Source organism: Methylomonas lenta (assembly GCF_001644015.1).
Classification (GTDB): Bacteria; Pseudomonadota; Gammaproteobacteria; order Methylococcales; family Methylomonadaceae; genus Methylomonas; species Methylomonas lenta.
The window spans coordinates 1-23463 of the sequence record NZ_LUUI01000022.1 but is presented as its reverse complement, the minus strand read 5'-3'; the positions used below and the strand labels follow the sequence as shown (position 1 = coordinate 23463).

Here is a 23463-nt window from a genome sequence, read left to right as displayed (position 1 = left end):
ATGTCTCTCGAAATCCCTAACAAACCTCGAGAGCGCCTGGTTGTCTATACGGTTTTGCTCGGAAGCAAAGAAGCTCTGGGGTCGCCGTTATCCGACCTTCTCGATGAATCCGATTCTGACATCGACATCGATTTTATCTGTTTCACCGACAACAAAGACTTGCAATCGGACACTTGGAGCTTCATTTACATTGAGGACAAGAATCTACCGCCGGAAAAACTGTCCCGCCGCCCAAAAACCCTGCCGCATTTATATCTGGCTGAATGGTCTTACAGCCTTTACATAGACAATATTGTCACTTTCAAAAGACTACCTAACAGTAGCGACCTATCGACGACTCACCCCTATCTATTCAAAGCCTATCGGCATGCGTATAGAAACAATTTACAGCAGGAAGCCGATGTTATTGCGATGCTGGGCTACGATGATATCGACACCATCCATAAGCAGTTAAAGTATTACGCGGAGCTTATGCCACTGGAGTCCATTTCCCCATTCCACACCTGTACCGTGATTTTCCGCAACCACAATCACTCGATGGTTCAGCAACATGGACAACTCTGGTGGGAACAATTTTTGTGTTATTCCAAGCGAGATCAAATGTCATTTGATTTTGCTATTAAACGATCAGGATGTATGGTCGAACCGCTACCAGGACTAAAACATGACAATAATTTGATCCATAACCCACTGAATACGGGTAAAGGACGCGTTAAAGCAAATTTCGACGATGTAAAGTATGGCTGGCTGCATAGACATATTCCTGAGGCAAAAAGCAATCCAAAAGCCCACTTCTTAACCTCTCAACCTACACAAAGTAGTATCTATGACAAAAAGCCACGAATCCTTGAGTACATTTGTCGTCGAAGCTTCAGCAGCTTGGGTCAAACCGTCGCACCACGTCGTTCTATAGCCGACACCTTAGGCGACCAACTTAGCAAAATGCGTGGTACGAACGGCAATACGCTTTTGGTTCACGTTAAAAATGAGTCAGATCCTCTAGCCTTTTTACCTGAGGAGTTTTCCCCTGCTGCCAATTCGATTGCGCAATTCTTACCCCAGCATTCAAGTCACACCTTGGAAGTGTCAGTCGAAACACTAAAAAATGGACACATTTTTTCGAACCTAGAACATTTATATAACGTCACAATCCTGCTGGGTGTGCCACCAGAGAATATTCGCATGGCTTTTCAAGCATTTGTTCCGTCGTGGCATCCGGGCAAAGGTATATGCGCTATACTCACTAGCGGATCAAACGAACTTGAGCAAGTCGAATCGATCAGAAAGCGAATAGCCGATCATTTTGCGGTGAACTGTGATGTTTCAGTCAATCAGTCGCTTCATGACAACCTCAGTTGCCCCATCCCTAATAGCCTGATTTTTTTTGAATGGTCAGCCAAGATGCATTCCATTCGCTAATCAGGCAGGTTTTAACTCTAAAAAACTCCATCGATATGTGTGGCATAGCTGGAATTTACTTCAAACAGGACGTACCTGCGGACACGTTAGAAAAAATCAGTGATTTTTTTTCTACTTCGCTGAGGCACCGAGGTCCAGATCATTATGGATGCCATATCGGTGAGCGCTTTGTTTTTGCCAATTTGCGCTTAGCTATTGTCGACCGAGCAGGTGGCAACCAGCCAATATACTCACCCGACGGACAAAGCGGGATAGCCTATAACGGCGAAGTGTACAATTGGGAAACGTTACGCACGACCCTGGAAACCCAAGGGTATCCATTCAAAACACATACGGATACCGAAAGCATTCTGGCAGCTTATCTCTCTGATGGGGATACGGTTTTCGAAAGATTGAACGGTATGTTTGCTGCTTGTCTCTGGCGCAACGGTGGCAATGATTTCGTTCTGGTGCGAGATCGATTTGGTAGCAAACCTCTTTACTTTTATGACGATGACAATTTCTTTGCCTATGCTTCCGAAATCAAAACCCTACTAGGACTACCAAACATCGATACGACGCTGAATCCTTTTGCCTTCCAGGATTACTTGACGTACCGTTATACGCTGGCACCACACACTTTTTTTCAACGAATTGAAAAACTCCCAGCCGGTCATATGCTGTCGTTTGACGGTAAGCAAATCCAAAAACGAGCGTATGCCAAGCTAAAATTAGAAGAACCTGTCAGTCCGCGCAGTGCCGAAAGCTATTTGGAAGAACTTGATAGCCGCCTGAACCATGCCGTTCAATCTCAATTGATGGGTGAAGCACCAATAGGCTTATTACTAAGTGGCGGGCTAGATTCCAGCACAATCGCCTATTATCTAAATCGTAATAACGTCAAACTAAAGGCATATAGCATAGGTTTTCCCGAAATCAATGAGTTTAGCTTTTCACGGGAAGTCGCTCAGCATTTCGATCTCGATTATCAGGAAGTTTGTCTCAGTCAACATGAGCTGTTTAACCAGATGGATGACAACATTCTCAGACTGGACGAACCTATTGCGGATCCTGCGTGCTTTGCGCTGTCCAGACTTTGTGCCGATATTCGCAAAGATGTTACCGTAGTACTTTCTGGCGAAGGCGGTGATGAGTTGTTCGCCGGATATAACCAATATCTGAACGTACTGAATCCAGAATACGACAGCAATACCTGCTTTGCCTATTACTTTTATCAAAGTTCAAACTATGACGATGCGAGCGCTTACCTAAAAAACAAAGCGCTGCCTGCTCAGCATTTGCGTTACAGAGAATGTTACGACTCGGCGGATACAAGACTTAACGGTATGCAGAGTTTTGATCTGCATACCTGGCTGCCTGAAAATCTGATGATGAAGGCGGATAAAATTTTAATGTCGCATTCGCTAGAAGGACGCTATCCCTTTCTCGACCTGGATTTGTTCAATTTTGCAGCCCAACTGCCGCAGGCCATGAAACTACCGGCAACAGATTCCAGGAAGTATATTCTCAACGAGTTGATGAGAACAAAATTACCCAACTCTGTTGTAACACGACAAAAAATGGGATTCGCAGTACCACCTGTCTTTTTTCTGCGATCATTGCAAAGTCGCTTTTTAGAGACATTAGACATTCTGCGCGATCAACCTGTAGCCGATATTCTTGACTTGGAAGCAATCAAGGCATTAGTGAATGATTACTACAACGGCAAACCCATACAACCCTTTAAAGTTTGGAACATTTACGTGCTTATTGACTGGTTTGCTAGAGCTTACCCACAATTTAAACAACAATTTTCAAACCTTTCCGGCGAAGACATGCAAGAGTTAAATACAAACACCAATAACGAAGCCGGCGAAAAATCGACATCCGAGCAGACTTTTAACTTTAATGAGGTCGATGAAAATGAGCATTTGGTTCCTCGCCCCTTTGGAACGCTACAAACCTTAAACATCGATCATCTGCATCGTTATGCCTTTGCTAAAAGCTTTTGTCATAATGCGCTCGTTTTAGATGCCGCCATGGGTTGCGGTTATGCCTCGTTAATTCTAAATTGCAAACATTACACGGGCATCGACATCGACCCCAATATGGTTGCCTTTGCCAAGCAACATTACAGACCCCTGATACCCAATGCGACTTACTTACAAGGAAGTGTTCTATCCCTTCCATTAGAAAACAGCAGTGTCGACACCTTCATATCCTTTGAAACGATTGAGCACATCAAGCCGACCGAACTGGGCGATTATCTAGCAGAAGCCAAGCGGGTTTTAAAACCCGGCGGTACATTCCTATGCTCCACACCTATCTATCGCGGAGACAGCTACGGTCTTCTGGCTAAATATCACCCTTATGAGTTCCAATACAACCATTTTTTGACCGTTATGATCAATAATGGCTTTTTACTGTATGAAACTTGGTACCAGTGGCCGCCTTATTACACCATCCAAAGTATCGTACCTCGATTTGAGCAAACCCAGCAGCTGGCGCCCTTCATCGTAGTGGGTGTTTTTAAACGTCCTGAATAATATCTGATTATGAAAGTAGTTTTTTGCGATGGTGGTTTATCTAACCGACTTAATGCGCTTGTTTTTGCACTTATTTTAAGACAACGTTACGGACACGAATGGAGAATTTGTTGGCCAATCAATAACTGGTGTGGCGCAAAGCTTGAAACGCTATTCAAAATTGATTTACCAATTGACAATGATTCCATTGAATTTTTTAAACAAAACGAACATAAATATAAATTGTTGCTGCATGAAAACCAATGTAACTTTGCTGAAGACCTCGTCGTTTATCAGCAGCAGCTGAAAGATTACTCAGATTACGAAACAATCCTGAACGCTCATGAGAATGTTTTGTACTTTAACAATTCCATACCCGCATTCGTAGATATCCAAGATATACGGGATGCAATACAGGACTTATTTTTATCCGATGGAATCAGACGCACAGTCATAGAAATTTGTGAACAAAACTGCATTGATGACTCTGTGCTTGGCCTACACATCAGAAAGACAGATTTTGGCGACACTGTTGACGATCAGGCCTTATTTGAGATGGTAAAAACCCACTCGGCGAAATTTTTTGTATGTTCCGATTCACAAGAAGTCAGCGATCGGTTTTCTGAATTAAATAATTGCTTCATATTCCCAAAAACCAGTTACCCGGAAAAGCTCAATAGCGACAATGCATGGCAAGCTTGGACAACCGACCCAGAAGGTCGACAGTTTCCTTTTAATATTCTGCGGTCCGAAGGCTCAATTGTTGAAGCGCTTGTCGACTTGCTTATTTTGTCTAAAACAAAATTAGTCAAAACATCCAATTCAACGTTTTTTACCATGGCGCAGATCATTAAACATACAGAGGCTTTTTCTGCCCAGTTATCTCCAATAAAAGCAACGATGAACAACGACTCTGTCACACAGGGTGAAATTCTGAACTTATTGAATCTAATTCGACCTTGGCATATGGCAGATGAAACCAAAATACGTATCGGCGCCGATGCGGATGGCGGTTACGTTTTACCCAGCCGTGCGCAACATTCAAACCTAGTATTGTCTATAGGTATCGGTGATGAAGTAAGTTTTGATAAGGCATTGGCCAAATGTGGTGCAAAGATTTTTCAATTTGATCACACAATATCGGATACACCTTCCGATCATCCGAATATCAAATTTTTCGCAAAAGGCTGGGGTGTCCACGATACGCCGCCATTATTATCGCTGCAATCCATGATAAATATCGCCGATTGGAGTCAAGCTGTGTATCCAATTTTAAAGTTCGATACTGAGGGCGCCGAATGGGATTGCTTAAATGAAGTGAACGAGGAAGATTTGGCTCGTTTCGAAATCATCACTGGCGAGTTCCATGGATTTCAAAATCTACTCAATCGCGACTTTTTTGAAAAAGTGAAGTCCGTTTGGTCAAAGCTGGCGAAAACTCATTACGTCGTTCACCTGCACGCCAATAATGCTGGCGGACTCATTTTAATTGGCGGAATACCTATGCCCCGCTTATTAGAACTGACCTTTTTGCGTAAAGAATCTGCCACATTTACCGGGCATTCGCGTGAACCTATACCCGGCCCGCTGGATCGACCGAACCTTGCCGGTTTCAGTGATTTGTATTTAAGAGCTTTCTGAAAAAACTTGACTTCGGTCTCAGGAGGCAACGCATTTCGACCAATTTAAAGTCTGGCTGAACAAATTAATAGCTATTGTCTTGATCGTATTTTGAAAGAGCCCGTTTATTTCTGCCAAATGCAAGTTGCTTTTGGCGAACGATATTTTTTTGCGTCTCTACAATTTCATTCAAGAGCTTGTCCTGTCCAAGGATCTCTTCCGCCAACACTGTCATTTCAGGCTTAAATTGCGCTGCAATAGTTCCTGAATATAAATCACGTAAATAACATTCGCGGGAACGCAAAACAAATGCCAGCATTTGCCACGCCCCCCCCTCAATGCACGATTCGATCTTCGCAGAATATTGACTTATTACCGCGCGTTGACTACTAATCCAGGTTTGTTCACTAGTCAACGAAGACCTGTCCAGATCAGGCGATGGCATCCCAAGCTTCCTTAATTTCTTTCATCAAAACTGCAACTTCATTCAGCTTCTCTTCGCTATTTTCACGACTAGCCTGTAATAAGCAGCTATTAATATAGCCATATAATTGACGCAAATTGGCAGCCAATTCTCCACCTTGCTCAAGATTCAGGGCTTCGTTTAGCCCACCAGTAATTCCTATCGCCTTGGAAATATAAATGCTTTTAGACTCCATATCACCATGCACGATAGCACCCTTCGCCGAATTAACTCTAGCCAGAAAACCTTCCATCAATAACTGTATCAAGCGATGAGGTGATTCCTCACCAAGCCCTCCTGAGCTATGCACATCGGCATATTGTCTTGCACCTTTCTTGTATGCAGCAGCGTTCATAAAAACCCCTTAATTACAAGCTATTAATCCAATTGGTTAAAAAACTACCGGTCGAATTAAACGTACCTACCGTTACATCCATGGCAGTAAATTGTTTCAACAACATCGCCTGTACATTGCTTTGTCTTTCTTGGATATCAAGTTTTCGATCATCAAAATCAGCTATTTTTTTTGTTAGCGTGCTCTGCCGGCTATCTAAAGGGCCTCCAGACTGCAAAAAATAGCTCAATCGATCAGACGTTCGATTGGCCACACCATCGGTAGACGAAAATATATCGCTGACGGACTGTAGATCCGTACTTAAAGCGGTATTTAACTTAGCACTATCCAATGACATAACACCATCTTTGATACTAAGGCCAATCATTGCCAACGAGTTGTAATTGCTAGTGGCTGAAGAAACAGTGTTAGTGAGATTTTGCCGGAGTTGACTGCTTATACTTCGCAAAGTTGAATCACCAATCAATGCACCATTGCCAGTTCCATCTGTAGACCCACCGTACTTCCCCAGGCTTTTGGTCGTCGAACTTAATTTATTATAAGCGGCAACAAAACCGTTAACCGCGGTATTAATGGCATCATTATCGAGACTAACATCAATATTGACTGTCGTACCTTCACTCACATTCTGCAAATCAAGCGTCACACCCGTTAAAACATCAGTCATGCTGTTGCTGCTTCGAGTTGCGGTTTGACCATCCACGCTGATGATGGCATCCAACGCTAAAGTCTGCGCGTTGAGGTTGGCTGAAAAAAACCGGGATAAGCCCGGCGCATCGACATTCTCACTTCCACTGACAGTGAAGGCATTTTCGCCTCCGGTTTTTTTGGCCGTTAGAACCAGCTTTGAAACCGTGCTGCCATTTTCAGGATCATTAGGACCAGTAGAAACATGATCCACATTGACGATACTAGCAGTCACTACACTATTACCCGTAGCACTATTAATCGCATCCCGTAGGCCTGACAAAGTGGTTGTGTTACCTACGGTCACACTGAAAGATTCGCCAGCTCCTGTTTCAAAAGCTAGAGTGCCTCCACCAACCAAAGCCGAAAAATTGGAGAACTCCGATGTTGCAATGGATTTTTGAGCTTTTGCCAACTGTGTAACTTCAACCGCATAAGAACCGGCAACAGAATTGGCACCTGCACTTGCTTTTACAATGGATTCATCCGAGGAACTGGTTTTATGAGTTTTAAAAAGACTGCCATCTTTCAAACCAGCAACAGCTGTTTGAAAACCAGACAATGCGCTTTTCAAAGTGCCTAGCCCACTAAGCGTAGTACTGGCAACACTTTTCTGGCGACTGATAGCATTCAACGCGGGCTGAGTTTCAGCTTGCGCTAATTGGGTAACCAGCGACTGAATATCAATCCCGCTACCCAGGCCTACTGAAGATACAATGCCCATGACAATCTCCTCATTTGATCAACTTGCTCAAGCTCGATCCTGAAGCACAGAACCTTGCTGTCCATCCATTTCCTTCATGCGGCGTATAAACATCAACATCTCTTCGGTCGGAATTTGCCGAACTAACTCACCACTTTCACTATCGACAATCTTAACCACAAGCTCTTTGCTTGCGTCGTCTACTGTAAACTGTAAATTACGATTGATTGACTGTAACAAACTGTTGCCTTCATCTACTGCCTTCTTTACTACACCCAAAGTATATTCCGGCTTAGCCTGTTTAGAGTCTGATGTTTTGTCTACACTTTCCTTATTGGAGGAATCGACACCCTCCGCTTGCTTGTTGACAGCTTTTACAGCCGCTAATGGAGTAAGCTTTAACACATTGGGAATTTCGCTACTCATGACGATCACCTTAATAAATTTGAATTCAAATTGGAGGCTACACCCATGCAACCTCCCAATTCAAACTACCTAAGTAAACTAAGCACCGATTGCGATGACTGATTGGCCTGTGCCAACATCGCCGTACCCGCTTGCTGAAGAATCTGCGACCGACTTAAGTTGGAGGTTTCAACTGCAAAATCGGTATCCATGATCCGAGAGCGCGCAGCACTTTGGTTTTCTATTGAGGACTGTAAATTACCGATTGTAGTGGTAAACCGATTTTGTACCGCACCTAATTTAGAGCGAAAATCATCAATTTTAGCAATTGCGGCATCGATGGTGTCGATAGCGCTTAATACATTGTTTGACGTTGCAGCGCTACCAATAGAAACACCAGCGTTAACGATCGTACCAATTCCAGAAGCACCACTTAGATTTTCAACAGTAATGGATATCTGGTTGTTAGCCGAGGTCCCTGCTCCAACCTGAAATATAGCGTTGGACAATCCACCGTTCAAAATTTTCTTTCCATTAAACTCAGTATTACCAACAATCCGGGTGATTTCATCGCCGAGTTGCTTAAATTCTGTCTGTAACTTTGCTCTATCAGTATCTGAAACTGCCCCTCTGTTGGCAGCCTGCACCCCAAGATCACGCATACGTTGCAAAGTTTCGGTGATCGCCCCCATCGCACTTTCCGCAGTTTGCGCCATGGATATGCCATCATTGGCATTACGCATAGCCACAGTCATACCGCGAATCTGCGAGGTCATTCTATCGGCAATCGCCAAACCTGCTGCGTCATCTTTTGCAGAATTAACTCGAAGACCGGAAGACAACCGCTCCATCGACGTTTGCAAAGACATATTAGTTCTATCCAGCATCCGTTGGCTGTTCAAGGATGCGACGTTTGTATTAATGACCATTGCCATGATTTTACCCTCCGCCCTGCTTTAGAATATTACCGACCTAAACAGTGCTTTCTTGATTGATTGAAATGAAACTTCTAACTCACAGGATTTATCGTCCGAAACACAAATTACTTTAATCTTTTTTACGACTTCAACTGAACTGGAAAAGCCTTGCATACCCTCAGAGTCAATTGGGGGCAAAATATCCCGGAATTGCTTTATCGCAGCAAGAAGCAATGGATCAACTATTGAACAATCGCCCAGGTTAGCGGCGTACCTTTCTTAACCGTTTTTGCAATCTTCCGACCTAGAAGTACATCATAAAACTTAGGTGGTAGCCCATATCCTGGACGAATGCTTCTGAGATTTCTCGACGTCAACACATCGCCAGCCTTTAAGTCTTCCACTATATAAAGAGAACGCCGACGAAGTCGTGCTTTTTCTTCAAATACAGTTGACCCATATTGAACGCTACCGAGCGCTTGCCAAGCACGTTCCGACTCTAAAACTAGACTTGAAAGCTCATCAGGCTCAAGCGAAAAAGCCGAATCAACACCACCATCCGCTCGGGAGAGCGTGAAATGTTTTTCGATCACAGTAGCACCGAAAGCAACTGCCGCCAATGCAGCACCAATACCTAGAGTATGATCAGAAAGACCGACTTCGCAACCGAACAATTCACGCATATGGGCAATAGTACGTAAATTAGTGTTTTCTGGGGATGCAGGATAAGTACTGGTACATTTGAACAAAACAAGATCCTTACACCCAGCCAGACGAGCCGTATCGACTGCTTCAGCAATCTCAGAGATTGTCGCCATGCCGGTCGAAATTAAAAGCGGCTTTCCGGTACTGGCCGCTTTACGAATCAACGGCAAGTCCACGCATTCGAAAGAGGCAATCTTGTAACAAGGCACATTTAAAGTCTCGAGGAAATCCACCGCTGTTTCATCAAAAGGTGAGCTAAAACAATGCAGACCATGCTCCCTTGCTCTGTCCATGATAGATTTATGCCATTCCCAAGGGGTATAAGCTTGCTGATAAAGCGAATGCAGTGCTTGCCCCTTCCAGAGAGATTTTGCATCGTTGATTACAAACTCTCCCTCAGCTATATCCAGCGTCATGGTATCAGCCGTATAAGTCTGCAGCTTAATCGCATGGGCGCCGGCTTTAGCTGCCGCATCGACAATAGCCAATGCGCGTTCAAGAGATTGATTATGATTACCGGACATCTCCGCAATAATATAGGGTGGCTGTTCTATACCAATCACTTGATTAGAAATTTGCATTCAATATTCCATACGAGTGTTTTGTTCATTAAAATTAAAGACTACCAACTATTAGTTGTCATTAAAATCGCTGCTTAATCGGCTCACTCATCAACAAATTTAATGTCGATTTTAGCCAAGGCGAGATGACTATTTTTACGCGCTTCTTCTCTATCTTTACCTTTAGCTATTATTGCGCCAAATCGTGCTGCCGAACTATTAAGGATTGGCAAAAGCCGGCCGATTTCAGCATTAATTTCCACTGACAATATCCCTTGTGTTTTTTTTGCATCATCCACCCCCTCAATCTTGGCTATGGGTTTATTAATCGTCGGATAATCCAATTCAGTCATAAACCGTACAGACAAGGCAGGAACAACCTCAATCGCTATATAGTCATCAAGCAAGAACGAACAACCCATAGCCAGCTTAATGGCCACGTCTATCATATCGATACCAGACATATACAGCCCCACCTCCCGCATAAAGCCACCAGGTATTCTTGCGGCAATTTCGATCACTTGCGGCCCCTTTTCACCCACTACTACCTGAGGATAGGCAATACCGTTCTCAAGACCAATTGCCTTAATAGCTAAAACTGATGCAGCTTTGACTGCACTGGCTTGCTCATCCGTTATTGCGGGAGGAAATACATGTTCTATTGCTATGCCAAAATGAGGCGAAGCAGCCGTAATACGATCCGATAACGATAAAATGGTTACCTGACCTTGCACAACAGCGGCAGTGACGTTGACTTCCGGCCCGGCATAAAATGTTTCGACGATGGCATAACCATCCGTAGAGTATTTAATCGCCTCAGCAAAGCAATGACAGAGCGCATCCAAATCGTTTACTTTTTCAATGCCTCTCTGGCCAGATGAGTTACTGGGCTTGATAACCACCGGGTAGCCATGTTTACTGGCAAAACTTTCGGCATCGGTCAAGGTTTTAACCGGTTCACTACTGGGACTGGGCACATAAAATGCCTCAAAAGCCGAACGCATGGCATTTTTGTTGGTCGCTTTCAACGCAGTTTCCTCCGAAAAACCCGGCAAACCTAGGATGCTGGCTATCTTAGCAACAACAGGCACAGCCACTTCGGAACCCAATGTCATAACACCATCAACTTGATATTGCCTGGCAACGCTTAAATTGCCATCAAAATCGGCCGTGCTCACTACCTCAGAGTAATCTGCATAAGCAAATCCAGGGGCATGTTCATTAATATCCGTCGCAACCGTCTCATAACCCAATTTTCGAGCATTTATTATTGCAGGCACTTGCTCACGGCCAGCGCCTATAATCATTAACTTTTGTTTCATTGAAACATTTCAGGGTTATATTTGATAAGTCGCTTGCCATCGAAAATAGGTACAGCCTCAGATATATCAATTCTAGAACAAAAAACCACGTCTTCCATATACCCCAAAGACACCAGATTGATTCCACTATCACTTTCGAGAAAATCTTTTTCCAACTCGCTACTATAAAAAGGCTCTAAAACACCTCGCGGGGTCACATTTCCGATCTTTTTCATTATTTCCGTTACCGCCGCCCTATCTTCAATCGCCGGCTGGTTGTTTCTACCGGCGGCAAGTAGCGTGATGCTTTTTCCCAATTTAGCCGCAATCTCAATCGCCGCTTGCGCCACGGCAGAACAATTGGTCAGCGCGCCAACCAAAACCACACTATCTTTTCCCGTGGCACTCATGATGCACTCGGTACCGTTGGTGGTGGATATGACAACCGACATACCATTCACATTTTCGGCACCGATTAAAACCGGACTATTACCGTAGTCCGCATTGGGTAACTTGGAACCGCCACGCTCACCAATCGTGACTTCGCCAACCAAATCGGTGGCGCTGATGACGGGAATGACTTCTTTAGCGCCCTTGGCAATGCACTGCTCAATGGTGGTGCTTGCCCGCAATGCATCCACCACCACCACCACATCGCCTCTTCTTTGCGCCCTAATCGCCCCACCGACACCCAATTCCAGAAACACCCTGCGACTGTCCTTACAAAAGTCTCTAAAGGTATCCGCTCTTAGGCCTCGCCGCATGGATTCCAGGCTCAACACATCAAGTGGCGATACGTTGCCGATATTGACGTTGGAACCAATGTTCTGCAGCAACCAGACTTGCTGCTCCTTGGTGGGCGCTTCCCACAAAACGCTATCTGGATCGACGTTCCGGAACAACTCATACGCCAACTCGGAATTGATGCGACCGTCCGCGTTGAATATTCCCACCGTGCCGGACTCCCGGGCTTCCATAATGACCTTGCTGACACCGCTTTCAATATCCTGCTTGATTTCTTCGACCCTATGCCTGTATGTCATTTTCCGGTCTTCTTCAGGCAATTTTTTCCCTACTTCCGAGATCGTGTAAAACCCTTTGGCAACCGCCTTTTTGATAATAGCCTGCTTGTCGCTTAGCGTCATGGACGGGTGTATACCGTTGGAAACCTCTATCGCATTAAAACCCAAATCCTTCAGCAAATCCAACATCGTATCGACATCGGCAAATTCGAATATCGACTCTATAAACGTCCCACCGGGACACACGTTAATGCCCGCATCCCGATAAATTTTTATTTTCTTGGTCAACACATCGCCAGGATATAAGGCGCACGTACCCCAACCAAACTTAATAGTATCTATATAATCAGCCCCAGTTTCGACCAGATCAATGGCGCCGTGGATGCCTAACGATTTATCCAAAACCATCGTCAACCCGGTGCTTCTTGGTTTTGAAGAGCCTTGAGGCAGCCCCAGCTTATTTAAGATTTCATTCATGGAATATGCCTTTTTATAAATCTGACTTTTTATGGAAAAACCCAATTAAGTTACGTCCCAGCCCAAGCTCGGCAAACGACTCATAAAACTTAAGAGCTTTATCGATCGATATATCATGAATAAGATTTTCAACCCGCATTCTGGCTTTATGGACAGACTTGCCTGCACCAGGGTGCATCACGTAATTTGTGTTTTCATTGAAAAGCGCCAAATCGATGGGATAATCGCAAATAAGCTTAAACTGCTTATACCCCGCTTCGTCGCATAAATTCACCAGCCCTTCGGCATTAAAGTAGGAAATATGATCCGGCTTAACCACCCAAAAGGGTTTATCTATGCAGTCCAAACGCATCAATTCCAGCTGCAGTAATGAAAAATCGTTAGGAACTTCAATAATTAATACGCCCTTCTCCGCCAATAAATGATGCATTTTTTGCAGAATATCCAATGGGTCGAGCACATGCTCCAAAATATTGTCCAGCAAGATCAACTCAAAACTTGCCCCATCCACAACTAATCTGTCGATAGAAGCTCCGATGTCACCGATAAGCAGTTTTTCCAGCATATCAGGATTATGCACTGAGCATCCGTAACTGCTGTAATCCAGACCCGAGGCACCCCAACCGATCTGGGCAAAGTAACTCATGGCAAAACCTTCGCCCGCACCGACGTCCAGAAATTTCTTCGTCCCATTTCCAGTTGAATTTTCTATAAATTGCCTGACAACGCTGGCCTTTTGTTCTAGTTTTTTCCGTTTCCAGAGCAAGTCATCAGCACTGTATTCATGCTGATGCATCTGAATCGATTGTTGATAATATTTATTAGCGTAATAATCTTTTAGCTCAGCTTCAGAGGGCTTTGAAACCAACTCATGGAAACCATATTTATTTTTTTCAATGCCGCATGCACTTAAATTAAAATTAGTCATGATTAAAATTTACTGAGTTAAAAAATTTATTCGCCCACGCTCACTTAGAAAACACAACGCGTCGTTTTCTGCGAAAGCTGCGGCTTTTTTCAGCAAACCGTAAAAACGTTTACTTCCCGGCCATCTCGATAATTTTGCTCGCCAAACGTTGCGCACCTTTACCATCAACCAAATCGCCTGCCTTCACGGCCATGTCACGCCTAAGCGCATCGGCACCAGCCAATTTCGATACCGCATACATCAGCTGGCCGACATCGACCCCGTGTAAGATACCCAGGAAAAGCGCCGCACCGGCATTTGCCCAAGCCTCGGCCTGTCGAATCTGGTTATCAGCAATGGCGATTAAAACCATAGGCAACCGACAACTGGCCGCTTCGTAAATACTGGTTCCACCCGCCATAACCGCCAGATCGCAACTAGCCATTATTGCCGCGACGTTATCGGGATTAATTAATAACGACACCCGCCCCTGACCATGCGCCTCAATCCAAACTGCCAATTGCGGATTACGTGGATTATGACTGCCGGAAATCACCACAAAGCGCCAATTAACCGGCGCATTTTCGATTAATGTCGATAAAGCAAATTCAATGCCACCCCTATCATCACCGCCGCCGAACGCCACTAAAACCCGTTCGATAGCACGACTCGTCGCGCGCAATGCTGCTGGCGGAAATTCGGCACGCATAACGGCATACCCTGGACCCAGCAACAATTGAGCGGCTGGCTTATTAAGTACCTCGGCATAATCCTCTGCGCGTGCGGCCGGATTGGCATTGACCACTAAATCGGCCCATAATGGTTTTTTGGCGGTCCCGTCGAACTGCAGCCAATGTAGGCAAGAAGTATTCAGAACATGTTGATAGTCTGCATCGACACGGTAATCATCCAACACCACAAAGTTGCCCTGTTTTTCCCTGGCAATCGCTACCAGTTGGGCCGCATCCTGCTCTGCAGAGATCCATATTCCAACCTCAATCCAATCCTCAATAAATACCGCATCTTGCGCATTGGCATAAGATTTTGGAGGGCCTACCATCACACAAGCCTCGCCTTGCCTTTTCAGCTCTTGAGCCAAAGCCCGGCAGCGAGCAAGATGTCCCAGACCAACCTCAGGGCTGGCGTTACAGCGAAAGACTATCATTAATTATCCGTTTTATTCCTGAGTGGCGGACGGACTCCCCCAGGCTCGATACATCAGCTCAGCACGCAGCCAGTCGTCTTCGGTATCGATATCCTGCACCTGAAAATGCGGCAGAACCAGCGGTGCGGCATGTTCCGAAAAAGTCGGAATACCTTCCATAATCGCCCCGGCTTTCGCCCAATAAAACTGTCCAGCATCGTGATAGGCGGGTAACAAATCTTGTGAACGCGTTATTAAATGCTCTGGCTGAAACATGGCCACTCCATTGGTTTCCGTTATGCGTAGCGCCCGCTGAATCGGATAAGGAAAACTGGTCACCGTGAAGGCTATCGCCTTTTGGCTTTCGTTTATTAAAGCCAAACCATTGCACAAATCCATGGCTTTAATAAACGGCGCCGTGGCATAAATCGTACAGATGAAAGCTATGTTGCCGTACTCGGCCATTGCCCATTCCAAAGCATGTTTGGTAACCGCGCGGGTGCCAACATAATCGTTTGACAACTCCGTCGGCCGCATGAAAGGGACTTCCGCACCCCATGTTTTGGCCACCTCGGCGATTTCGGCATCATCGGTGGAAACGATAATGTGGTCGAACAATCCGGAAGCGTGCGCCGCATCTATCGACCAAGCCATCATAGGCTTTCCACAAAAATCCTTGATGTTTTTACGCGGGATGCGTTTGCTGCCGCCGCGGGCAGGAATTACGGCTATTTTCACTCATACTCCTTTGTGGCTAATATTTTGCGAAACATGCATCCCGCAAAGCTGCGACGACCTGCATCTGCTGCGACTCGGATAAATCCGGATACAGTGGCAAGGTAATGGCCTCGGCATAATAGTGTTCGGCTTGCGGGTAATCGCCTGGCTTAAAACCGAATTTTTGGTAAAAGGGCTGTAAATGTACCGGTATATAGTGCAAGTTGACGCCAATCCCGTCCTCGCGCAATCGGCAAAAAACCTCGCGATGCGACTTTTCACACTCGCCGAGCTGCAAACGAATTACAAATAGATGCAGCGCCGAATAACAATCCCCTGGCTGATTTTGCACAGTCACCGGCAAACCAGACAAATTTTGTCGGTAAAACTCGGCCAATTGCTGACGGCGAGCGACAAAAGCATCCATCCTACTCAGCTGGCTTAAACCCAGTGAGGCCTGAATATCGGTCATACGATAATTGAAGCCCAGTTCGATTTGCTGATAATACCAGGGGCCATCGGCCTCACGAGTCATTTCCGCCGCTTCACGGGTAATACCGTGACTGCGCAACAAAGCCATGCGCCTGGCCAGATCAGGATCGTTAGTCAACGCCAGGCCGCCTTCGCCCGTGGTGATGATCTTAACCGGATGAAAACTGAATACGCTAATGTCGGAATAGCGGCAATTGCCGATCGGCTGACCGCGGTATTTACCGCCGATGGCGTGAGAAGCGTCTTCTATGATGCGAAAACCGTAGCGTTTACTCAGCCGGTGTATCGCCTGCATATCGCAGGACAGGCCGCACAAATGCACCGGAATAATCACCTTGGGCAAGCGACTGCTTTGCTCGGCGCGATGCAATTTTTCCTCTAAGGCCTGCACACTGAGATTGAAAGTCAGGGGATCGATATCGACAAAATCGATTTCTGCACCACAATACAAGGCACAATTGGCACTGGCCACGAAAGTAATAGGGCTGGTCCAGACATAATCCCCTGCATGCACGCCCAAGGCTAGACAAGCCAAATGCAGTGCGGAAGTAGCACTATTGACCGCCATGGCATAATCGGCGCCGCAATAAGCGGAAACGGCATTTTCGAATGCCGGCACAGCGGGCCCCTGAGTCAGAAAATCGGACTTTAATACCTCGACGACGGCCTGAATATCGGCTTCGGAAATCTGTTGCCGTCCGTAAGGAATCATGACGGTCTCCGCGGTTTATGCATCAGCCACAAAGCTATCTATCAAGGTGCGTAATTCATCCACGCTGAGAAAATGCTCATTACTGCCGCTATCGTAGCGAAAACCTGGCTCGACTTTTTGCGCGTTGGTGCGGGCGCAATAATTTTTCATATTATATTTGGCACCCGCCGGTAAAATCGCGAAATAAGGACCTAAATCCACCGTATTGAAACTGTCGCTTTCGGTGATCATTTCCTCATGAATTTTTTCGCCGGGGCGCACCCCAATGATTTTATGTTCACATTCCGGGCCTATGGCCATGGCCAGATCGATAATCCGGTAAGAAGGAATTTTGGGCACCAACACTTCGCCGCCCCAGGCATTCTCTATCGCCCAAAGCACCATTTCCACCCCTTCCCGCAGACTGATATTGAAGCGGGTCATTTCCGGATCGGTGATAGGCAAAATCCCTATTTTACGCTGTCCCAGAAAAAATGGGATCACCGAACCGCGACTTCCCATCACATTGCCGTAGCGCACCACGCTAAAACGAATGTCGCGCGAACCGGCAATATTATTGGCCGCCACGAAAAGCTTGTCCGAACATAATTTGGTGGCGCCATACAGATTGATAGGCGCGGCCGCCTTATCTGTAGATAAGGCCACCACCCGCTGCACGCCGGTATCCAGGCAGGCCTCTATCAGATTTTGCGCACCCAGCACATTAGTTTTGATGCATTCGAACGGATTGTATTCAGCCGCCGGCACCTGCTTGAGCGCAGCGGCATGTATGACAACATCGATATCTTCCAAGCCACGCTTCAGTCGACTCTGGTCCCTGACATCGCCCAAAAAATAGCGCATACACTTTTGATTAAACACCTGACGCATTTCATATTGCTTAAGTTCGTCTCTGGAAAAAATCACCAGTCTTTTCGGGCTATAGCGTTCCAGTATCAACTTGGTGCATTTTTTGCCGAACGACCCGGTGCCGCCGGTTATCAATATGTTTTTTCCGTTTAACATGCGCTGGATTGTACCTTTTCGTTTTCAAACATTTAAACAAGCGACCGTCCAAACCCAACACGACTTACAAACATAAGGCAGGAATACGCAAACCAAGCTTCTTTTACAAATATGTTAACACCTGAAGTCGATAAAATAGCTTTGTCCGACCTAACAAACATTCAGGGAATCAACACCCGAGTTTCCGGAAAAAGTCCAACCAAAGACTGCTGCAAAGCCTTCTTCGCCCCATCATCGCCATGTATCAACCTGATTTGCTTAGGTTTCTTACGCATACCTTTGACAAAACGCAGCAAAGCATCTTTATCGGCATGGGCCGAGTAGCCGCTTAAGGTATAAACACCGGCTTTGATGGTGTAACGTCGATGGTCAAATTCCACATACCCGTGTTTTGGCCCGTATTGTTGAATATCTCGCCCTGGCGTACCTGCTGCCTGATAGCCCACCAGCAAAATGTCGCTACGCTCGTCTTCTATCAAGGCTTTTAAATAGTTGACCATGCGTCCACCCGCACACATACCGCTGGCTGCAATGACGATACAGGGCTTGGCCGTGCGTTTCAGGTAGGCAACAGCGGCCAAATGATCTTGATGATTATTCACAGTGGTCAGCTGTTCGAAAGCCAGTGGATGGCGGCCTCTGCGCAACTTGGCCTTGGCCTCGGCATCCCAATAGGGCGCGAGCTGCTGATACACTTCGGTAAAGCGATTGGCCAACGGCGAATCCACGATGATTTCCATATCCTGCCACTGCAAGCCTTTCGCCACGGCCTGGGTTTTGTGCTGATGAATGATATCTTCCAGTTCATACAGCAATTCCTGGGTGCGGCCTATACTGAAGGCCGGAATCAGAATCACCCCGCTATTTTGCAAACAACGACCGATCAATTGCCTGAGCTGTTCCTTGCGCTGCTTACGCCCCTCATGGATGCGATTACCGTAGGTACTCTCCAGCACCAAAACGTCCGCTTGATAGGGAGATTTCGGCGCCGGCAATAATGGCGTATGCGGCCCACCCAAGTCACCCGAAAACACGATGCGCTGTTTATTGGGATGGTTGAGCACCTCGCATTCGATATAGGCAGAACCCAGAATATGCCCGGCCGGCTGAAACTTAACCCGCAACAGACTGGCGCAATCCAGCGCCAAAGGCACCACTTGCCATTGCCCATAAGGCAACGGCACGATGCGGGTTTTGATCAAATCGATAAACGGTTCGATCAGCTGCCGATCTTTACTGATACCCACCGCCACCGCATCTTCCAATACCAGTGGCAACAGTTTTGCAGTCGGTTCGGAACAATAAATCGGCCCTTTAAAGCCGGCGGCGATCAGATAGGGAATACGACCCACATGGTCGATATGGCAATGCGTGACCAGCAAGGCCCGCACCTTATCCAGCGCAAAATCCATCGTCAGTTGGTTGGCGTCGGCACCCGCTCCCGACACTTCGGCACCCTGAAACAAGCCGCAGTCGATCAATACCGAATTTTTTGCATCGACAATCAACTCGTGACATGAGCCGGTGACGCCATCAATAGCGCCATGGTGTTTAATAGTTGGGTAAGTTGAATCGACCATGCGCGGCCTTCAGGCTTGGGCTTGATTGGCTTGCAAAAAAGCCTGCATATCGTCGTTGTCCACTTGGTAATAAATGTCTTCCACCGCCACGATCACATCTATCGATTGAAAATTAATGCTATCGCCGGGGTAAAAATATTCGGCCTGCCAGCCACTTTGGCGGTTGAATACCTCGATTTCGGCTCGCTCCTGATCAACCAAGACATATGCCTGCAAGCTTTCCAGTGTTTGATACATCTGTCGCTTATGGGTTTTGTCAAAACGCCGGGTAGAGGGTGACAGCACTTCAACAATCACCGTAGCTTGTGTCTTGTAATAATTGTTGACCTTGTCATTAGGGTTGCAGACCACCATCACATCGGGATAGTAGAAATTCTGTTTCACTTTGACTTTCATGTCGTTGATGTAAATGCTGCAAGGCGAATTACCTGGCTTTAACGCATTTCTCAATTCCGCAAACAAATTACCACTCAATTTATTGTGATAATCACTCGCGCCGGTCATGGCATAGGCCTGACCATCGATCAATTCATGTCGAATCTCGCCGTCCTGTTCACCCGCCAGATAATCGGCCTCGCTTAAATAGCTTTCGGCTGTATTCAGTGCCATATTGCCTCCTGTTCCTATCTGTTCTTCATCAAACCATAAGTGCAAACAACTGCTCCACATCGCTCGCCGCTTGCCGAATCAACATCTCCGGCAAACTGCTGCCCAAACTCAAGGATACCACTTGCAGCACTTGCGCGGCCTGTTCCGGCGTCAACAAGCCACTTGGCACGATATCGGCATACAACCACACGGCTGCATCCGTGACGGACGGCGCCTGAGTTTTCCTGGCCAGTGCCGCCAGCTTTAGTAGCAACGCCGAGGCCAGTAAATCCATCACGCCCGCTGTACATTGCTGTGCCAGCAACACTTCGGCCGAACGCAATTTTTGCTCAGCTAGCACGATCAACGGGTTGTGTTGTGGTTGCTCAGGGACAGTCGTTTCAAAAATCGTTTCCGCTTCCGCCAGCGGCGAGGCCTTACCCAATCTTTGCAAGCTGCGCCAAGTACGACCGTCAATCACGGCGACAGGCAAACCTTGCTCCGATAAATTCTGCCCAATCTGCTCATCGTCATCTTGCCAATGTTCAACCACGACCAGCAAGCCGCCGGATTTAGCCAACACGCGCTCGATACGCGAACCAAATGCCGCTTGAATAGCTTCAACCACTTGCCTGGCTATTTTTTCGTCTTCACTCAGACCGGCAGAATCCAACTTAACGGAAACAACCGCCTCATCCGTTTCCGCGTGCTCGTCTTTAATTACTTCGCCTTTCGGCACTGCAGCCACATCTTCATCTACGGAAGCACCAGATAAATCTTCCATAAGCGTTTGCAGCATTTTCTTGGAGACACCGACGGCATCTTCTGTGGCAGCCGGATCGATGACGTTGTCGAATAAATCGCGCTTGCCTTTCACCAACTGCGCCACACGTTGTTCGTAGGAATCTTCGGCCAGCAGGATAAATATCTGCACCTTATGTTTTTGCCCCAAACGATGAATGCGAGCGATGCGCTGATCTAAAATAGCCGGGTTCCAAGGCATATCCAGATTGATTAGCGCCGTGGCAGCTTGCAGATTCAAGCCAGTACCGCCGGCATCGGTAGAAATAAATACCTGCACCGCATCGTCATTTTGGAAGCGCTCCATCAGCTCGCCACGTTTTGGGCTGGGCACGCCGCCATGCAGGCGCACACAACCCAAACCCATGCCCCGCACCAGTGTTTCCACCATCTCGGTCATCAACGCCCATTGTGAAAACACCACCACCTTGCGATTGCTTTGCAGACACAATTCTTCCAGCAAGCGCCCCAACTCATCCAGTTTCGGCGAGCCCACAGTTTCTTTATCGACTAACCCCGCCGCATTGCAAGCCATGCGTGCCTGCTGCAAAGCCGCCAAGAAGCGATTGTGTTCACTGGGCGTCAACGGCCTGCGCTTGGCAATTTGCGCCAATTGACCCGCCGCCTTTAGCGCATGACCGTGTAATTCTTCCTGCTTGTCATCCATGGCAATATCAAGCGTGACTTCGGTACGATCCGGCAATTGATCAGCCACCAGACTGCGGTCACGGCGTAACAGTACCGGAACAATACGCTTGCGCAATTCCGATAAGTTACGATAACCAATCACTTTACCGCGCTCGTCGGTAATATGAAAATCCAGCAAACAGCGCCATAACGGGCCCAACACCCGAGCATCAACCAGTTGCAACAAACTGTATAAGTCTTCCAGCCGGTTTTCCAATGGCGTGCCGCTCAGTACAAACACGTAACGCGAAGGAATCATTTTTACCGTGGACGCTAATTTTGTGCGCCAGTTTTTGATGCGCTGTGCCTCGTCCAGTATCAACAAGTCAGGCTTGAGTTGTTCGCTGATGACAGATAAATCGCGCAGCACCAGCTCGTAATTGACGATAAAGAACAAGGCATTGGCGCGATACTGCACACCGCGCTGCTCCGGACCACCCGACAAAATCTGTACCTGCCTGCCGGTAAATTTGGCTATCTCCCGCGCCCATTGATGTTTCAATGAGGCTGGACAAACAATTAAAACGCGTTCGACTTCTGCATTGTCCGCCAGCCAGCTACTGGCCGCGATAGCCTGCAAGGTTTTGCCCAAACCCATATCGTCGGCCAGCAAGGCTCGTCCGCGCGAGGCCAGAAAAGCCACGCCGTCCACTTGGTAGGGAAACAGTTTGACCTTTAATCCCGGCAACACGCCGTTGCTTTGCTTGATAGCCTGCTGAATATCCTGGCCTCGCAGCGATTGAGCTGCGTCTTCGGCGCATTGCTGAGCATAACGCGTGGCATCATCGCCTAGCAGAAAATCATCCCGCCCATACACCCGTTGCGAAAAACGGTAAAAGTCTTCCGGCAAACGCCCTATAAACTGATCTTGCGGATTAAAAAATTCAGCTAACAAAGCCGCCAAATCGTCCGCCATGTCCGTTGCACGCTGCAAACGAAGCACCGGTCGGGTAGCCGACTCCCAGGCCAGATAGACAAACGAAACCGGACAACCCGCCGCCTTTAGCTGCTTATAATCCGTCTGTTTTTTGGCGTAATGCAACACGGCTTCGATATGCTTGCAGGTACCGAGCCGGTTGCTGGCCAAATCCGGACAGGTGCAATAATTCACGCGCTTATCCAGCGAACGGATTTGTACTTGATAGGAACGCTGCCAGTGCGTCGCAGACACCAAAGACGTCGCCTGCCAAGTGCCGAAACCAAGATTGCCACTCAACAATTTGACTCTTACCTCATTGCGGCCTTTCTTGACCCGCTCTTGTATTGCTTCATGTTGCGCGCTGCCTAAATCGGCTGTTTCTAACGGCGCGCATTGATCCGCATAAGCATATAAGGCGGCGACTGCATGTATGCAAACTGTCGGTTCGGCATGACAATCGCAAGCCACAACCAGGTTGTCATCATCAAGTGTCAGTTCCAACCAATACTGTTCGTCATTGACATCCTCAACTTGCGCCACCACACAGCCGTTTTCTAAGGCCACGCCAATGACCCGATTGTCGGTGAAATAGTGCAAGCCCTTCTTAACCAAATCATCGGAAGCGATGCCATGCAGGCGTTCGGTGTCGTAAAGATAGATATCGTCGTTGTCCATGATGCGGATGGCGGTTACTTTAAAAATTGGAATTTTAACCGGATAGCAGCGCATAGCGCCAAAAACTCATTGAAGTGAATTTATCTCGTTCCCACGCG

At 46.9% G+C, this 23463-nt stretch carries 19 protein-coding genes; 3 read left to right on the top strand and 16 right to left on the bottom strand.

Going from position 1 to position 23463, the window contains the following annotated elements:
- Genes A1359_RS01405 through A1359_RS01395 form a run of 3 tightly spaced genes read left to right on the top strand, consistent with a single transcriptional unit; the run spans position 1 to position 5564 of the window.
- Positions 1-1419 carry a glycosyltransferase domain-containing protein gene (locus A1359_RS01405; protein WP_066976927.1) on the top strand — a complete coding sequence of 473 codons (1419 nt, stop codon included), beginning with the start codon at positions 1-3 and terminating at the stop codon, positions 1417-1419.
- Entirely contained in the window at positions 1389-3944 is a 2556-nt protein-coding gene (gene asnB / locus A1359_RS01400) for an asparagine synthase (glutamine-hydrolyzing) (RefSeq protein ID WP_083960436.1), read from the top strand. The genes A1359_RS01405 and asnB overlap by 31 nt, the downstream gene beginning before the upstream one ends.
- A gap of 9 nt (positions 3945-3953) precedes the next feature.
- The gene (locus A1359_RS01395) at positions 3954-5564 is read left to right on the top strand and encodes an O-fucosyltransferase family protein (protein WP_066976921.1); all 1611 of its coding nucleotides are present in this window, start codon (positions 3954-3956) and stop codon (positions 5562-5564) included.
- A gap of 64 nt (positions 5565-5628) precedes the next feature.
- Here A1359_RS01395 and A1359_RS01390 read toward each other — a convergent pair whose 3' ends face one another.
- The 16 genes from A1359_RS01390 to A1359_RS01315 all read right to left on the bottom strand — a co-directional run bounded on the left by A1359_RS01390 (position 5629) and on the right by A1359_RS01315 (position 23419).
- Positions 5629-5958, bottom strand: a complete 330-nt coding sequence (locus A1359_RS01390; protein WP_157200428.1) for a hypothetical protein — start codon at positions 5956-5958, stop codon at positions 5629-5631.
- A gap of 16 nt (positions 5959-5974) precedes the next feature.
- Positions 5975-6361 carry a flagellar export chaperone FliS gene (fliS, locus tag A1359_RS01385; protein ID WP_083960435.1) on the bottom strand — a complete coding sequence of 129 codons (387 nt, stop codon included), beginning with the start codon at positions 6359-6361 and terminating at the stop codon, positions 5975-5977.
- Between the two features lie 13 nt (positions 6362-6374).
- Complete coding sequence (gene fliD, locus A1359_RS01380) at positions 6375-7772, bottom strand: flagellar filament capping protein FliD (protein ID WP_066976915.1); 1398 nt, start codon at positions 7770-7772, stop codon at positions 6375-6377.
- A gap of 27 nt (positions 7773-7799) precedes the next feature.
- The gene (locus A1359_RS01375) at positions 7800-8177 is read right to left on the bottom strand and encodes a flagellar protein FlaG (protein ID WP_066976912.1); all 378 of its coding nucleotides are present in this window, start codon (positions 8175-8177) and stop codon (positions 7800-7802) included.
- Between the two features lie 65 nt (positions 8178-8242).
- Positions 8243-9091: a flagellin N-terminal helical domain-containing protein gene (locus tag A1359_RS01370; RefSeq protein WP_066976909.1), complete on the bottom strand. Its 849-nt coding sequence runs from the start codon at positions 9089-9091 to the stop codon at positions 8243-8245.
- A 224-nt stretch (positions 9092-9315) separates the two neighbouring features.
- Positions 9316-10359 (bottom strand): pseudaminic acid synthase, encoded by a 1044-nt coding sequence (pseI, locus tag A1359_RS01365; protein WP_066976906.1) that lies wholly within the window; start codon positions 10357-10359, stop codon positions 9316-9318.
- 83 nt (positions 10360-10442) lie between these two features.
- Positions 10443-11660 carry an ATP-binding protein gene (locus A1359_RS01360; RefSeq protein ID WP_066976904.1) on the bottom strand — a complete coding sequence of 406 codons (1218 nt, stop codon included), beginning with the start codon at positions 11658-11660 and terminating at the stop codon, positions 10443-10445.
- A complete protein-coding gene (locus tag A1359_RS01355; protein WP_066976901.1) occupies positions 11657-13138 on the bottom strand; it encodes a phosphosulfolactate synthase in 1482 nt (493 codons plus the stop codon). The genes A1359_RS01360 and A1359_RS01355 overlap by 4 nt, the downstream gene beginning before the upstream one ends.
- Before the next feature lie 13 nt (positions 13139-13151).
- On the bottom strand, positions 13152-14066 hold the full coding sequence (locus A1359_RS01350) for a class I SAM-dependent methyltransferase (protein ID WP_066976898.1): 915 nt from the start codon (positions 14064-14066) through the stop codon (positions 13152-13154).
- 109 nt (positions 14067-14175) lie between these two features.
- Positions 14176-15210, bottom strand: a complete 1035-nt coding sequence (pseG, locus tag A1359_RS01345; RefSeq protein ID WP_066976895.1) for a UDP-2,4-diacetamido-2,4,6-trideoxy-beta-L-altropyranose hydrolase — start codon at positions 15208-15210, stop codon at positions 14176-14178.
- Positions 15211-15222: 12 nt separating this feature from the next.
- Positions 15223-15927: a pseudaminic acid cytidylyltransferase gene (gene pseF / locus A1359_RS01340; protein ID WP_066976892.1), complete on the bottom strand. Its 705-nt coding sequence runs from the start codon at positions 15925-15927 to the stop codon at positions 15223-15225.
- 16 nt (positions 15928-15943) lie between these two features.
- The gene (gene pseC / locus A1359_RS01335; RefSeq protein ID WP_066976889.1) at positions 15944-17110 is read right to left on the bottom strand and encodes a UDP-4-amino-4,6-dideoxy-N-acetyl-beta-L-altrosamine transaminase; all 1167 of its coding nucleotides are present in this window, start codon (positions 17108-17110) and stop codon (positions 15944-15946) included.
- A gap of 15 nt (positions 17111-17125) precedes the next feature.
- Positions 17126-18115 carry a UDP-N-acetylglucosamine 4,6-dehydratase (inverting) gene (pseB, locus tag A1359_RS01330; protein WP_066976885.1) on the bottom strand — a complete coding sequence of 330 codons (990 nt, stop codon included), beginning with the start codon at positions 18113-18115 and terminating at the stop codon, positions 17126-17128.
- Positions 18116-18276: 161 nt separating this feature from the next.
- A complete protein-coding gene (locus A1359_RS01325; RefSeq protein WP_066976882.1) occupies positions 18277-19695 on the bottom strand; it encodes an MBL fold metallo-hydrolase RNA specificity domain-containing protein in 1419 nt (472 codons plus the stop codon).
- A gap of 9 nt (positions 19696-19704) precedes the next feature.
- Positions 19705-20304, bottom strand: coding sequence for a Uma2 family endonuclease (locus tag A1359_RS01320; protein WP_066976879.1), 600 nt, complete (start codon positions 20302-20304; stop codon positions 19705-19707).
- A 28-nt stretch (positions 20305-20332) separates the two neighbouring features.
- Positions 20333-23419, bottom strand: coding sequence for a DEAD/DEAH box helicase (locus A1359_RS01315; protein WP_232322070.1), 3087 nt, complete (start codon positions 23417-23419; stop codon positions 20333-20335).
- Positions 23420-23463: the final 44 nt, after the last annotated feature.

What these genes read in the sequence shown, in the direction of transcription:
- A1359_RS01405 (WP_066976927.1), top strand. Translation starts at nt 1, where the DNA reads ATGTCTCTCGAAATCCCTAACAAACCTCGAGAGCGCCTGGTTGTCTAT.
- asnB (WP_083960436.1), top strand. Translation starts at nt 1,389, where the DNA reads ATGGTCAGCCAAGATGCATTCCATTCGCTAATCAGGCAGGTTTTAACT.
- A1359_RS01395 (WP_066976921.1), top strand. Translation starts at nt 3,954, where the DNA reads ATGAAAGTAGTTTTTTGCGATGGTGGTTTATCTAACCGACTTAATGCG.
- fliS (WP_083960435.1), bottom strand. Translation starts at nt 6,361, where the DNA reads ATGAACGCTGCTGCATACAAGAAAGGTGCAAGACAATATGCCGATGTG.
- fliD (WP_066976915.1), bottom strand. Translation starts at nt 7,772, where the DNA reads ATGGGCATTGTATCTTCAGTAGGCCTGGGTAGCGGGATTGATATTCAG.
- A1359_RS01375 (WP_066976912.1), bottom strand. Translation starts at nt 8,177, where the DNA reads ATGAGTAGCGAAATTCCCAATGTGTTAAAGCTTACTCCATTAGCGGCT.
- A1359_RS01370 (WP_066976909.1), bottom strand. Translation starts at nt 9,091, where the DNA reads ATGGCAATGGTCATTAATACAAACGTCGCATCCTTGAACAGCCAACGG.
- pseI (WP_066976906.1), bottom strand. Translation starts at nt 10,359, where the DNA reads ATGCAAATTTCTAATCAAGTGATTGGTATAGAACAGCCACCCTATATT.
- A1359_RS01360 (WP_066976904.1), bottom strand. Translation starts at nt 11,660, where the DNA reads ATGAAACAAAAGTTAATGATTATAGGCGCTGGCCGTGAGCAAGTGCCT.
- A1359_RS01355 (WP_066976901.1), bottom strand. Translation starts at nt 13,138, where the DNA reads ATGAATGAAATCTTAAATAAGCTGGGGCTGCCTCAAGGCTCTTCAAAA.
- A1359_RS01350 (WP_066976898.1), bottom strand. Translation starts at nt 14,066, where the DNA reads ATGACTAATTTTAATTTAAGTGCATGCGGCATTGAAAAAAATAAATAT.
- pseG (WP_066976895.1), bottom strand. Translation starts at nt 15,210, where the DNA reads ATGATAGTCTTTCGCTGTAACGCCAGCCCTGAGGTTGGTCTGGGACAT.
- pseC (WP_066976889.1), bottom strand. Translation starts at nt 17,110, where the DNA reads ATGATTCCTTACGGACGGCAACAGATTTCCGAAGCCGATATTCAGGCC.
- pseB (WP_066976885.1), bottom strand. Translation starts at nt 18,115, where the DNA reads ATGTTAAACGGAAAAAACATATTGATAACCGGCGGCACCGGGTCGTTC.
- A1359_RS01325 (WP_066976882.1), bottom strand. Translation starts at nt 19,695, where the DNA reads ATGGTCGATTCAACTTACCCAACTATTAAACACCATGGCGCTATTGAT.
- A1359_RS01320 (WP_066976879.1), bottom strand. Translation starts at nt 20,304, where the DNA reads ATGGCACTGAATACAGCCGAAAGCTATTTAAGCGAGGCCGATTATCTG.
- A1359_RS01315 (WP_232322070.1), bottom strand. Translation starts at nt 23,419, where the DNA reads ATGCGCTGCTATCCGGTTAAAATTCCAATTTTTAAAGTAACCGCCATC.